Source organism: Escherichia sp. WS33, from assembly GCF_046486385.1.
GTDB lineage: Bacteria > Pseudomonadota > Gammaproteobacteria > Enterobacterales > Enterobacteriaceae > ECMA0423.
Genome location: NZ_JBJQLJ010000015.1, coordinates 79,223 through 92,188 on the forward strand (window position 1 = coordinate 79,223; position 12,966 = coordinate 92,188).

The window sequence follows — 12,966 nt, forward strand, 5'->3', positions numbered from 1 at the left end:
GGGTGAATTAATTACGATTGTAATTTCAGGCTGAAAAAGTCATATTTCGGACAGAGTTATCTTTTCGGCATGGGACGTTTGCCGGGATGATAACTGCACACGGGAAAAATGCTTTTTACCTGTCTTTTCAAGGAAGAAACACCTTATGTCTGCATCTTCGGTTAAGCCGTTAAATGTTCAATTACCCGCAATAACCCTTATCCTTTTTGCGCTCTGTGTTGGGATATTTTGTTACCTCGCACAATGGATGAGTTATGAAGAAGTCGATCAATCCGCACTCATCCATCTCGGTGCTAACGTTGCTTCTCTCACGTTGTCGGGTGAATCCTGGCGCTTATTTAGCAGTGTCTTTCTGCACAGTAGTTTTTCCCATTTGCTGATGAATATGTTTGCACTCCTGGTGGTGGGGGCAGTGGCGGAACGGATACTGGGAAAATGGCGACTTCTGATTATTTGGTTATTCTCCGGCGTCTTTGGTGGGCTCATCAGCGCCTGTTATGCGTTACGCGATAGTGATCAGATAGTCATCAGCGTTGGGGCGTCCGGGGCAATTATGGGAATAGCTGGCGCTGCGTTAGCAACACAGCTTGCTTCAGGTGCGGGCACATACCATAAAAACCAGCGGCGAGTATTTTCTCTGTTGGGTATGGTGGCGCTGACACTGTTGTATGGTGCCCGGCAAGCAGGAATAGATAATGCTTGTCACATTGGCGGCCTGATTGCGGGTGGCGCAATGGGTTGGCAGAGAGCGCGTTTATCTGGGCAAAACCGGCTTGTTACGGAAGGTGGGATTATTGTTGCGGGTAGTCTTCTTCTGACCGGGGCTATCTGGCTTGCGCAGCAGCAGATTGATGAGTCAGTTTTACAAGTCAGGCAAAGCCTGCGTGAAGAGTTTTATCCGCAGGAGATTGAACAAGAGCGACGACAAAAAAAACAACAGTTAGCGGAGGAACGCAACGCCCTCAGGGAAACATTATCCGCTCCGGTAAGTCGTGAACAGGCCAGTGGTGATTTGCTCGCTGAGATTGCCGATATCCATGATATGGCGATCAGTCGGGATGGTAATACGTTGTATGCCGCAATTGAAGACACCAACAGCATTGTTGTTTTTGACCTCGGACAAAAGAAAATCCTGCATACCTTTACAGCGCCCATAGCGAAAGAAAAGTCAGTCAAACATTGTGGTGGCTGTAAAGATCAGGGCGTCAGATCGCTGGCATTAAGCCCGGATGAAAAGTTGATTTATGCGACTTCATTTGAAGCGAATGCGTTATCGGTCATTAACGTGGCGACAAGGGAGATTATTCAGTCGATTACCACCGGTGCACATCCTGACAGTCTTATCCTCTCGCGTGATGGTACAAAAGCCTGGGTGATGAATCGCACCAGTAATAGTGTGTCAGCGATTGATCTGGTGACTTATCAGCATGTGGCGGATATCCCGCTGGAGAAATACGACGGGACGGGGACGAGTAATAAACCTGGTGCCTGGGTTATGGCTCTTTCCCCGGATGAAAAAATATTGTTGATACCCGGTATGGTCAGAGGTGACATTGTACGCATCAATACCATCACGCATCAGAAAGAAAGCTATCCGGCTAGTGATGCGCGAGGAACGATATCGGCGATGCGTTTTCGACCTGAAAACGGGGATGTAATTTTTGCCGACAGCCAGGGGATTTCACGTATAAGCGTAGGGGATCAACAAGCCAGCATTATGACGCAATGGTGTAGCAGGAGCGTTTATTCCGTTGAGGGTATTAGCCCGGACGGTCAGTATTTAGCGTTGGTGTCATATGGCCTGCAAGGTTATGTCATCCTGCTCAATATTAATGCCGGGCAGATTATTGGCGTTTATCCTGCCAGCTACGTTAATCACCTTCGTTTTTCAGCGGATGGTAGAAAAATATTTGTTATGGCGAAGAACGGGTTGATCCAACTGGACAGGACGCGCTCGCTTGATCCGCAGGCAATTATTCGTCATCCCCAATATGGCAATGTGGCTTGTATCCCTGAACCGTAAGAAAAAGGGGCATGATAACCATGCCCCAAAGCTCAATGAGAAAGTACGTTTTGCTCATGCAGGATACATCAGGCACATCAACGTTTACGTGCTCGCAGACTCATCAGCACAGCGGCAAAACCAAACAGTGCCGTCAGCACCCACAGCGGCCAGTTGCCGGTACGTGCGTATGGTGTGAGTCCGGTGGTCGGCGTCACATTAGTGGTTAACACCTCGCGGGTGAACTGCGGGATCATCGCCTGAATCTCACCCTGCGGGCCAATCACCGCCGTAATGCCGTTGTTGGTGCTGCGCAACAGTGGGCGCGCCAGCTCCAGCGCACGCATTCGCGCCATCTGGAAGTGTTGCCATGGACCAATAGATTTACCAAACCACGCATCGTTGGAGATAGTCAGCAGATAGTCGGTATCCGGGCGGAAGTTATCGCGCACTTGCTCGCCAAGAATGATCTCGTAGCAAATGGCCGCAGTAAGCTCAATACCATTTACCGACAGCGGCGGCTGGATATATGGCCCACGGCTGAACGACGACATCGGCAGATCAAAGAACGGTGCTAACGGACGCAGAATCGACTCCAGCGGGACAAACTCGCCAAACGGCACCAGATGGTTTTTGTTATAGCGATCGGCTGATTCGTAGCTGTACGGTGCACCTTTACCCAGTGTGATGATGGTGTTGTAGGTATCGTAGCGGTTCTGCTTATTGAGACGCGCGTCGACAATCCCGGTTACGAGCGAGCTACCTTTATCGCGCAACTCACCGTCCAGTGCTTTGAGGAACGGTTGCTGATTAATTTCCAGATCGGTTATCGCCGACTCCGGCCAGATAATCAACGATGATTTGCCCATCAGCGGAGCCGTTGCGTTGTAGTAAATCTTCAGCGTATTAAGAAGCTGATCTCCATCCCATTTCAGTGATTGCGGAATATCGCCCTGAACCATCGAAACCTGAATGGTTTTCTCCGGTTGTGGGGTAAACCATTGGATGTAACGCAGCGGGAAGGGTAGGGCAAACAGCACGACGGCCACCACCAGCGGACGCCAGTTGCGTTTGACCAACGCCAGTGCCAGCAGGCCACTAACCATCATCAGCAGGAAGTTAATGGCTTCCACGCCCATTATCGGTGCCAGCCCTTTTAACGGGCCATCAATCTGGCTATAGCCGAACTGTAACCACGGGAAGCCTGTCAGTACCCAACCGCGCAGAAACTCGGTCACTTGCCAGAGAGAAGGGGCGGCAATCGCCACGCGCAGCCAGGTGGTTTTCGGCCACAGACGCGACAGCACGCCAGCAAACAGTCCGGTATACAGCGACAAATACGCCGCCAGCAGCACCACCAGGAAGATGTTAACCGGGCCAGGCATCCCGCCAAAGGTCGCGATGCTGACATAGACCCAGTTAATACCGCTGCCAAAGAGGCCAAATCCCCAGCAAAAGCCAATAGCGGCAGACTGGAGTGGACGGCGGTTAAAGGTCAACGCCTGAAGCCCCATCAACGAAATAATCGCCGCAGGCCAGACGTCGTAAGGAGAGAAGGCCAGCGTTCCGCAGGCACCGAATAATAACGCCAGCAGCAGGCGAATGCGCTGGCGTTCAATTAATGAGGCAAAAGCCATGTAGTTATCTATCCAGTTTCGGTTTTATTCATCCAGCTTCGGCTGGGGTGAGTCATCCGGGATTTTGACATGAACCTGAATAATACGCCGACTGTCGGCCATCGCCACTTTGAACTGGTAACCGTCGATGTCGATAGTTTCGCCACGCGCCGGAAGATGCCCAAATGCCTGCATCACCAGACCACCGATAGTGTCAACCTCTTCATCGCTAAAGTGGGTGCCGAACGCTTCGTTGAAGTCTTCAATGGAAGCCAGTGCGCGCACGGTCCAGGTATGACGACTCAGCTGACGGAAGTCGATATCATCTTCTTCGTCATACTCGTCTTCAATCTCACCAACAATTAGTTCCAGGATGTCTTCAATGGTCACCAGACCGGAAACCCCACCGAATTCGTCAATAACGATCGCCATGTGGTAACGCTGAGAGCGAAACTCTTTCAGCATCCGGTCTACGCGCTTACTTTCAGGAACGACAACCGCCTGACGTAACACTTTGTCCATGCTGAAGGCTTCAGCATCGCTGCGCATAAACGGCAGCAAGTCTTTCGCCATCAGAATCCCTTCAATGTGATCTTTGTCTTCGCTAATCACCGGGAAACGTGAGTGGGCGGACTCGATGATGACATCAAGGCATTCGTCCAGCGTCTGGTTGCGTTTCAGGGTAATCATCTGGGAGCGGGGGATCATGATGTCGCGAACGCGTTGGTCTGCGATGTCCATCACCCCTTCGAGCATATCGCGCGTATCTTCGTCGATAAGGTCGTTCTGCCCGGAATCACGGATCAGCGCCAGCAGTTCGTCACGGTTTTTCGGTTCACCGTGGAAAAGTTGGCTGAGTAACAGGGAGAAAAATCCCTTCTTGTTGCTTATCGTGTCACTACTGTGTGAATTGTCGTCGCTCATGGCGTCGTATGGGTTCTCATGTTAGTTAATCAAAACGCCGTCGTTAATCACCAACGGCGGGGACGTCTGCCAGTCAAATGCCTGGCAAATTATTCTTTCTCGGCAATGTACGGATCCTCATAGCCCAGAGCAAGCATAATCTCTGTTTCGAGGGCTTCCATTTCTTCTGCTTCGTCATCTTCGATGTGATCGTAACCTAACAAATGCAGACTGCCGTGCACCACCATATGCGCCCAGTGCGCCTCCAGTGGTTTGCCTTGCTCCTGAGCTTCCTTCTCAACCACCTGACGGCAGATAACCAGATCGCCCAGTAGCGACATCTCCATGCCAGGCGGCACTTCAAACGGGAAGGAGAGCACGTTGGTCGGCTTATCCTTACCGCGATAGGTCAGATTCAGACTGTGGCTTTCGGCGGTATCGACCACGCGAATAGTCACTTCCGATTCTTCCTGAAACTGCGGGATCACCGCATTCAGCCATGTTTGAAACTGGCTCTCTTCCGGTAACCCGGAATTATCTTCACATGCCAGTTGTAAATCGAGGATCACCTGACTCATTTTTGTTCCTGTTCTTCGCGCTTGCGTTCTGCCGCCAGCGCCGCTTTTCGTTTTTGTTCGGCTTCTTCCCAGGCTTCATAGGCGTTAACGATACGCGCCACCACAGGGTGACGAACCACGTCTTCGCTGTGGAAGAAGTTAAAGCTGATCTCTTCGACATCGGCCAGCACTTCGATGGCGTGACGTAAGCCTGATTTAGTATTACGCGGCAGGTCGATCTGTGTGACGTCGCCGGTGATAACCGCTTTTGAGTTAAAACCGATACGGGTCAGGAACATCTTCATCTGTTCGATGGTGGTGTTCTGGCTCTCATCGAGAATGATAAACGCGTCGTTCAGCGTACGACCACGCATATAGGCCAGCGGCGCGACTTCAATAACGTTGCGCTCAATCAGTTTCTCAACTTTCTCAAAGCCCAGCATTTCAAACAGCGCGTCGTACAGCGGGCGCAGATACGGGTCTACTTTCTGGCTTAAATCGCCAGGCAGGAAGCCCAGTTTCTCACCGGCTTCGACCGCCGGACGAGTCAGCAGAATACGGCGAATCTCCTGACGCTCCAGGGCATCAACTGCCGCAGCCACTGCCAGGTAGGTTTTACCCGTACCCGCCGGGCCAACGCCGAAGGTAATGTCATGGTCGAGAATATTGGCGATGTACTGCGCCTGGTTTGGCGTGCGCGGCTTAATTACGCCGCGTTTGGTTTTGATATTGACCGCTTTGCCGTACTCCGGCACGCTCTCCGCACTTTGCTCCAGTACTCGCGCTTCTTTAATCGCAAGGTGGATCTGTTCCGGTTCGATATCCTGAATCTGACCGCGCATCGGGGCTGTATCGACATACAGGCTACGCAGAATGTCTGCCGCAGCGGTGACGCAAATCGGACGGCCGGTCAGTTTAAAGTGGTTGTCGCGGCGATTGATCTCGATGCCGAGACGGCGTTCGAGCTGCTTGATGTTGTCATCAAACGGGCCGCACAGGCTCAACAGACGCGCGTTGTCTGCTGGCTCCAGGGTGATTTCGCGAGTGTCTATGTTCAAACCGTTCCTCTTATCTGTATGTCGCCGGAAGCTGAACATTCACCGGCCTATAAGGAAATTATTCACGCCACAGGAAAAAGGCGCAAGCATTGCGATAAAGATGGGGATAAAGAGAGAAAAAACAAGGCCCACCGGAACGGCGGGCCTGAGAATTACGGCTGATAATAACCCACGCCAAGGTCGTTTTCTTTGCGGGTACGGGCAATCACCGATTCCGGTGTTTCTGCCACGCGCAGACCCATTTCATCTTCAGTACGCACCACTTTACCGCGCAGAGAGTTCGGGTAGACGTCGGTAATTTCTACATCGACGAATTTACCGATCATATCCGGTGTGCCCTCGAAGTTGACCACGCGGTTATTTTCGGTACGCCCGGAAAGCTCCATGATGCTCTTACGCGAAGTCCCTTCTACCAGAATACGCTGGGTGGTGCCGAGCATCCGGCGGCTCCACGCCATCGCTTGCTGATTAATGCGCTCTTGCAGAATATACAGACGCTGCTTCTTCTCTTCTTCCGGAACATCATCCACCATATCGGCGGCGGGCGTCCCCGGACGTGCAGAGAAGATAAAGCTGTAGCTCATGTCGAAATTGACGTCGGCAATCAGCTTCATCGTTTTCTCGAAGTCTTCGGTGGTTTCGCCAGGGAAGCCAACAATGAAGTCAGAACTGATCTGAATATCCGGACGCGCCGCACGCAGTTTACGGATGATCGCTTTGTACTCCAGCGCCGTGTGAGTACGGCCCATCAGGTTCAGAATGCGATCGGAACCGCTTTGTACCGGCAGATGCAGGAAGCTCACCAGCTCAGGCGTGTCGTGGTACACTTCGATGATATCGTCGGTGAATTCGATCGGATGGCTGGTGGTAAAGCGAATACGATCGATCCCGTCGATCGCAGCAACCAGACGCAGCAGATCGGCAAACGATCCGGTGGTGCCGTCGTAGTTTTCACCACGCCAGGCGTTCACGTTCTGACCGAGCAGGTTGACTTCACGCACGCCCTGAGCAGCAAGCTGGGCAATCTCAAACAGAATATCGTCAGACGGACGGCTTACCTCTTCACCACGGGTGTAAGGCACCACGCAGTAGGTACAATATTTATTGCAGCCTTCCATGATGGAGACAAACGCGGTCGGCCCTTCGGCGCGCGGTTCCGGTAGACGGTCAAACTTCTCGATTTCCGGGAAGCTGATATCTACAACCGGGCTGCGGTCGCCGCGCACGGAGTTGATCATCTCCGGCAGACGGTGCAGCGTTTGCGGCCCAAAAATAATATCGACATAGTGGGCGCGCTGGCGAATGTGCTCGCCTTCTTGCGATGCCACGCAGCCACCGACGCCGATAATCAGGTCTGGATTCTTCTCTTTTAACAGTTTCCAGCGACCCAACTGATGGAAGACTTTTTCCTGAGCCTTCTCGCGGATTGAGCAGGTGTTCAGCAGCAGCACATCCGCTTCTTCCGCCACGTCGGTCAGTTGATAGCCGTGGGTGGCATCCAGCAGATCGGCCATCTTCGATGAATCGTACTCGTTCATCTGACAGCCCCAGGTTTTAATATGGAGTTTTTTGGTCATCGACTTGCTCTTGCGAAATAGTAGCCAGGAATGCAGGGCGCATAGTGTAATGCTTTGCTGCCGTTGTGACCAGTATGAGCGTTATCAGCCCTTGGGGGTAAAAATCCTGTAAACTTAAAGCATATTGCTAACAGGATGATTGACCATGACAAATCAACCAACGGAAATTGCCATTGTCGGCGGAGGAATGGTCGGCGGCGCACTGGCGCTGGGGCTGGCACAGCACGGATTTTCGGTAACGGTGATCGAGCACGCAGAACCTGCACCGTTTGTCGCTGATAGCCAACCGGACGTGCGGATCTCGGCGATCAGCGCCGCATCGGTATCATTGCTTAAAGGGTTAGGGGTCTGGGATGCAGTACAGGCTATGCGTTGCCATCCTTACCGCAGACTGGAAACGTGGGAGTGGGAAACGGCGCATGTGATGTTTGACGCCGCTGAACTTAAGCTGCCGCTGCTTGGCTATATGGTGGAAAACACCGTCCTGCAACAGGCATTGTGGCAGGCGCTGGAAGCTCATCCGAAAGTAACGTTACGTGTGCCAGGCTCGCTGATTGCATTACATCGAGATAATGATCTTCAGGAGCTGGAACTGAAGGGCGGTGAAGTGATTCGCGCGAAGCTGGTGATTGGTGCTGACGGCGCAAATTCGCAGGTGCGGCAGATGGCGGGAATTGGCGTTCATGCCTGGCAGTATGCGCAGTCGTGTATGTTGATTAGCGTACAGTGTGAGAACGATCCCGGCGACAGCACCTGGCAGCAATTTACCCCGGACGGACCGCGTGCGTTTCTGCCGTTGTTTGATAACTGGGCATCGCTGGTGTGGTATGACTCTCCGGTACGTATTCGCCAGTTGCAGAATATGAATATGGCGCAACTCCAGGCGGAAATCGCGAAGCATTTCCCGTCGCGTCTGGGTTACGTTACACCGCTTGCCGCTGGTGCGTTTCCGCTGACGCGCCGACATGCGTTGCAGTATGTGCAGCCGGGGCTTGCGCTGGTGGGCGATGCCGCGCATACCATCCATCCGCTGGCGGGGCAGGGGGTGAATCTTGGTTATCGTGATGTCGATGCCCTGATTGATGTTCTGGTGAATGCCCGCAGCTACGGTGAAGCGTGGGCCAGTTATCCTGTCCTCAAGCGTTACCAGATGCGGCGCATGGCGGATAACTTCATTATGCAAAGTGGTATGGATCTGTTTTATGCCGGATTCAGTAATAATCTGCCGCCGCTGCGTTTTGTGCGTAATCTCGGGTTAATGGCGGCAGAGCGTGCTGGCGTGTTGAAACGTCAGGCGCTGAAATATGCGTTAGGGTTGTAGCCTTACAACATTGCCGGATGCGTGCCAACCGTAGGTCGGATAAGACGCGGCAGCGTCGCATCCGACATTGAAGGATAAGACGTGTCAACATCGCATTCGACATTGAATGAACGCAGAAAAGCAAAAAGCTCGCCGAAGCGAGCTTTTTTAATGTGGCTGGGGTACGAGGATTCGAACCTCGGAATGCCGGAATCAGAATCCGGTGCCTTACCGCTTGGCGATACCCCAACTGGGCGCACTTACGATGTAAGCGTCTTGAATAAATTGGCTGGGGTACGAGGATTCGAACCTCGGAATGCCGGAATCAGAATCCGGTGCCTTACCGCTTGGCGATACCCCAACAAATTGGTTTTTGAATTTGCCGAACGTATTCGACACATTCAGAATTTGGTGGCTACGACGGGATTCGAACCTGTGACCCCATCATTATGAGTGATGTGCTCTAACCAACTGAGCTACGTAGCCAGATTGTTTCTTCGATGGCTGGGGTACCTGGATTCGAACCAGGGAATGCCGGTATCAAAAACCGGTGCCTTACCGCTTGGCGATACCCCAATAACCGGGCGGTGAACCGCTTACTCGAAGAAGATGGCTGGGGTACCTGGATTCGAACCAGGGAATGCCGGTATCAAAAACCGGTGCCTTACCGCTTGGCGATACCCCATCCGTACAACGCTTTCTGGTGAATGGTGCGGGAGGCGAGACTTGAACTCGCACACCTTGCGGCGCCAGAACCTAAATCTGGTGCGTCTACCAATTTCGCCACTCCCGCAAAAAAGATGGTGGCTACGACGGGATTCGAACCTGTGACCCCATCATTATGAGTGATGTGCTCTAACCAACTGAGCTACGTAGCCATCTTTTTTTTCGCGATACCTTATCGGCGTTGCGGGGCGCATTATGCGTATAGAGCCTTGCAGCGTCAACCTCTTTTTCAAGGAAAATTGCTCGAAAGTGACTGTTTGGTTAGGTTGCGAACAGCGTGGCGCTATATTCGTCAATTATTGTTTACTTTGTGTTTTTTCCCCACCCTACAGCCATTCTTTTGTCGTACAGGATGAAATTCGGAATTCAACAATAGTGGTGGGAAATTAATCTATGAAATACTGGCCTACAGTGATGAGTTGTCAAACAGTGATGTGGCAAACCCGGAACATTTCCTTACTGCATATCAGAATTAACAAGCACCTCAATAACTGAAACAGCCCCGGATTTCACCGGGGCTGTTTCGCATTTCTTACTTATACGCCGACTGGTGAACGCCAACCGCACGACCAGACGGATCGTCCATTTTCTTGAACGCCTCATCCCACTCAATCGCTTTAGCGGAAGAACACGCGACGGAAGGACCGCCCGGTACGCACTCAGCGGCGCTCGGAAGTGGGAACAGTTCTTCAAAGATCTCCCGGTACAGATACGCTTCTTTGGACGTCGGCGTGTTGTACGGGAAGCGGAAGCGGGCAGTTTCCAGCTGTTGATCAGAAACCTGCTGCGCCGCCACTTCTTTCAGGGTGTCGATCCAACTGTAACCGACGCCATCGGAGAACTGCTCTTTCTGCCGCCAGGCCACGCTTGCAGGCAGGTATGACTCAAAACATTCACGCAGGATGTGTTTTTCCATTTTGCCGTTACCGCACATTTTATCCTGTGGGTTAATACGCATCGCCACATCAAGGAATTTTTTGTCGAGGAACGGAACGCGCGCTTCCACGCCCCAGGCGGACATCGCTTTGTTGGCGCGCGCGCAGTCATACATATGCAGGGCCAGCAGTTTACGCACCGTCTCTTCATGCAGTTCTTTAGCGTTGGGCGCTTTATGGAAGTAAAGATAACCGCCAAACACTTCATCAGAACCTTCACCGGACAGCACCATTTTAATGCCCATCGCCTTGATCTTACGCGACATTAAATACATCGGTGTTGAAGCGCGAATAGTGGTCACATCATAAGTTTCGATGTGGTAAATCACGTCGCGGATGGCATCCAGACCTTCCTGTACAGTGAAGTGAATTTCGTGATGCACCGTGCCCAGATGGTTTGCCACTTCCTGGGCTGCTTTAAGATCCGGTGAACCCGGCAGACCTACAGCAAAGGAGTGTAACTGCGGCCACCAGGCTTCAGAGCGTTCCTGATCTTCCACGCGACGGGCTGCGTATTTCTTGGTGATAGCGGAAATAATTGAGGAATCCAGACCACCAGAAAGCAGCACACCGTAAGGCACATCAGACATCAGATGGCTTTTAACGGAATCTTCCAGAGCCTGACGCAGCTCGTTTTTGTCGGTCACGTTATCTTTCACTGCATCAAAGTCGAACCAGTCGCGATGATAATAAGAACGGATTTCGCCGTCCTGGCTCCACAAATAGCTCCCCGCCGGGAACTCTTTAATCGTGCGGCAAACTGGCACCAGCGATTTCATTTCTGAGGCCACATACAGCTGACCGTGTTCGTCATAGCCCATATACAGTGGGATGATCCCCAGATGGTCGCGACCAATCAGGTAGGCATCTTTTTCGCTGTCGTACAGGGCAAAGGCAAACATGCCCTGCAAGTCGTCGAGAAATTCCGGCCCTTTTTCCTGATACAGCGCGAGGATCACTTCACAGTCAGACCCTGTCTGGAACTGATAACGATCGCCATATTCAGCGCGCAATGCCTGGTGGTTGTAGATTTCACCGTTTACCGCCAGTACGTGGGTTTTTTGTTGGTTGTAGAGAGGTTGCGCCCCCGCGTTAACGTCAACAATTGACAGACGTTCGTGAGCGAGAATGGCGTTATCGCTGGCATAAATACCGGACCAGTCCGGGCCACGATGACGCATCAGGCGTGACAGCTCGAGTGCTTTCTTACGCAGCTCAACTGCGTCTGTTTTGATATCGAATACGCCAAAAATTGAACACATAACCTTCTCCGTTAACTTGGTATTTGTTGCTTGTTGTGTTTGCTTGTTTAAAAAAATGCCGCAAAGCAGCACTGTGCGCAAGCGATTTGGCGGTGAAAAAATAAAAAACGTAATGGTGATTGCTGATTTGTGAAAAAGGATAGGGTGTGGTGGCGTATTTATTGATGGATCGATAATTTTTGACGGGTTTTATTGAATGGGATGATTTTAATGATGGGTAAAAATAAGAAACCACGTCCGCAGACGTGGTTGCTATTCAGATAACGTCGATTTCAGCGACCGATGGGTAAATCCAACTTGGGCGGAACGGCATACTGTCGATATCGTCGAGCGACGAAACACCAGAAAGCACCAGAATCGTCTCCAGACCCGCCTGGAAGCCCGCCAGAATATCGGTACGCAAGTTATCGCCGACAATCACCGTTTCTTCCGAATGCGCCTGCATTTTGTTTAATGCCGCGCGGATGATCCACGGGCTGGGCTTACCAACATAGAACGGTTTGCGCCCGGAGATTTTCTCAATCCCTGCACACAACGCGCCACAAGCGGGATAAAAACCGCGCCCGTGGGTGTCCGGGTTGGTGGCGATAAAGCGTGCACCGTTAGCGACGAAATAGGCCGCTTTATGCATCATGTCCCAGTTGTAGGAACGCGTTTCGCCAACAATCACAAAATCAGGGTTCACATCGGTAATAGTGAAACCGGCTTTGTACAGTTCATGAATCAGTGCGCCTTCGCCCACCACATACGCTTTCTTGCCTTCCTGGCGACGCAGGAAATCGGCAGTCGCCATCGCAGAGGTATAAAACACGCTATCCGGCACATCGACACCGGCAGTGGCAAAGCGGTTCGCCAGATCTTGCCCGGTCTGCGAAGGATAGTTGGTCAGCAACACCAGCGGCAGGCCTTTATCCATAATCCCGTGCAAAAATTCCGCTGCACCCGGTACGGCGACGTTATCGTGCATCAGCACGCCGTCGATATCGCAAATTACATTTTTAATGGTCATGGACTACCCAGAATATTGACA

At 52.0% G+C, this 12,966-nt stretch carries 9 protein-coding genes and 7 tRNA genes; 2 read left to right on the plus strand and 14 right to left on the minus strand.

The annotated features are described in order from the left end of the window. The first annotated feature begins 145 nt into the window (after nt 1-145). A complete protein-coding gene (locus ACJHXA_RS13895; protein WP_103262055.1) occupies nt 146-2,023 on the plus strand; it encodes a rhomboid family intramembrane serine protease in 1,878 nt (625 codons plus the stop codon). A 77-nt stretch (nt 2,024-2,100) separates the two neighbouring features. Here the strand turns inward: ACJHXA_RS13895 and lnt are convergent, their stop codons facing one another. From lnt to miaB, 5 genes are all read right to left on the minus strand, one after another. After that, on the minus strand, nt 2,101-3,639 hold the full coding sequence (gene lnt / locus ACJHXA_RS13900; RefSeq protein ID WP_000853051.1) for an apolipoprotein N-acyltransferase: 1,539 nt from the start codon (nt 3,637-3,639) through the stop codon (nt 2,101-2,103). Between the two features lie 24 nt (nt 3,640-3,663). Further along, nucleotides 3,664-4,542: a CNNM family magnesium/cobalt transport protein CorC gene (gene corC / locus ACJHXA_RS13905; protein ID WP_001278605.1), complete on the minus strand. Its 879-nt coding sequence runs from the start codon at nt 4,540-4,542 to the stop codon at nt 3,664-3,666. Nucleotides 4,543-4,631: 89 nt separating this feature from the next. Beyond that, nucleotides 4,632-5,099, minus strand: a complete 468-nt coding sequence (gene ybeY / locus ACJHXA_RS13910) for an rRNA maturation RNase YbeY (protein ID WP_000084469.1) — start codon at nt 5,097-5,099, stop codon at nt 4,632-4,634. Continuing rightward, entirely contained in the window at nt 5,096-6,136 is a 1,041-nt protein-coding gene (locus ACJHXA_RS13915; protein WP_001018040.1) for a PhoH family protein, read from the minus strand. Before ACJHXA_RS13915 ends, ybeY begins: the two co-directional genes overlap by 4 nt. Before the next feature lie 152 nt (nt 6,137-6,288). Then, the gene (gene miaB, locus ACJHXA_RS13920; RefSeq protein WP_001532410.1) at nt 6,289-7,713 is read right to left on the minus strand and encodes a tRNA (N6-isopentenyl adenosine(37)-C2)-methylthiotransferase MiaB; all 1,425 of its coding nucleotides are present in this window, start codon (nt 7,711-7,713) and stop codon (nt 6,289-6,291) included. Nucleotides 7,714-7,858: 145 nt separating this feature from the next. On the opposite strand from miaB, the gene ubiF reads away from it, so the two are divergent. Continuing rightward, a complete protein-coding gene (gene ubiF / locus ACJHXA_RS13925; RefSeq protein WP_000184573.1) occupies nt 7,859-9,034 on the plus strand; it encodes a 3-demethoxyubiquinol 3-hydroxylase in 1,176 nt (391 codons plus the stop codon). Between the two features lie 153 nt (nt 9,035-9,187). Here the strand turns inward: ubiF and ACJHXA_RS13930 are convergent. The 9 genes from ACJHXA_RS13930 to nagD form a co-directional block, all read right to left on the minus strand. Then, a tRNA-Gln gene (locus ACJHXA_RS13930) sits at nt 9,188-9,262 on the minus strand. A 37-nt stretch (nt 9,263-9,299) separates the two neighbouring features. Then, nucleotides 9,300-9,374, minus strand: a tRNA-Gln gene (locus tag ACJHXA_RS13935). Nucleotides 9,375-9,422: 48 nt separating this feature from the next. Continuing rightward, nucleotides 9,423-9,499 (minus strand) — tRNA-Met (locus tag ACJHXA_RS13940). Between the two features lie 15 nt (nt 9,500-9,514). Beyond that, a tRNA-Gln gene (locus ACJHXA_RS13945) sits at nt 9,515-9,589 on the minus strand. 34 nt (nt 9,590-9,623) lie between these two features. Then, nucleotides 9,624-9,698 (minus strand) — tRNA-Gln (locus ACJHXA_RS13950). Between the two features lie 23 nt (nt 9,699-9,721). Continuing rightward, nucleotides 9,722-9,806: transfer RNA gene (locus ACJHXA_RS13955), tRNA-Leu, on the minus strand. An 8-nt stretch (nt 9,807-9,814) separates the two neighbouring features. Beyond that, nucleotides 9,815-9,891, minus strand: a tRNA-Met gene (locus tag ACJHXA_RS13960). A 380-nt stretch (nt 9,892-10,271) separates the two neighbouring features. Continuing rightward, complete coding sequence (gene asnB / locus ACJHXA_RS13965) at nt 10,272-11,936, minus strand: asparagine synthase B (RefSeq protein WP_000337088.1); 1,665 nt, start codon at nt 11,934-11,936, stop codon at nt 10,272-10,274. Between the two features lie 256 nt (nt 11,937-12,192). Next, nucleotides 12,193-12,945: a ribonucleotide monophosphatase NagD gene (gene nagD / locus ACJHXA_RS13970; RefSeq protein WP_000153129.1), complete on the minus strand. Its 753-nt coding sequence runs from the start codon at nt 12,943-12,945 to the stop codon at nt 12,193-12,195. Nucleotides 12,946-12,966: the final 21 nt, after the last annotated feature.

Bases quoted from the DNA above. Each gene is read 5' to 3' on its own strand.
- ybeY (WP_000084469.1), bottom strand. From the start codon at position 5,099: ATGAGTCAGGTGATCCTCGATTTACAACTGGCATGTGAAGATAATTCC.
- nagD (WP_000153129.1), bottom strand. From the start codon at position 12,945: ATGACCATTAAAAATGTAATTTGCGATATCGACGGCGTGCTGATGCAC.
- miaB (WP_001532410.1), bottom strand. From the start codon at position 7,713: ATGACCAAAAAACTCCATATTAAAACCTGGGGCTGTCAGATGAACGAG.
- ACJHXA_RS13895 (WP_103262055.1), top strand. From the start codon at position 146: ATGTCTGCATCTTCGGTTAAGCCGTTAAATGTTCAATTACCCGCAATA.
- asnB (WP_000337088.1), bottom strand. From the start codon at position 11,936: ATGTGTTCAATTTTTGGCGTATTCGATATCAAAACAGACGCAGTTGAG.
- ubiF (WP_000184573.1), top strand. From the start codon at position 7,859: ATGACAAATCAACCAACGGAAATTGCCATTGTCGGCGGAGGAATGGTC.
- corC (WP_001278605.1), bottom strand. From the start codon at position 4,542: ATGAGCGACGACAATTCACACAGTAGTGACACGATAAGCAACAAGAAG.
- lnt (WP_000853051.1), bottom strand. From the start codon at position 3,639: ATGGCTTTTGCCTCATTAATTGAACGCCAGCGCATTCGCCTGCTGCTG.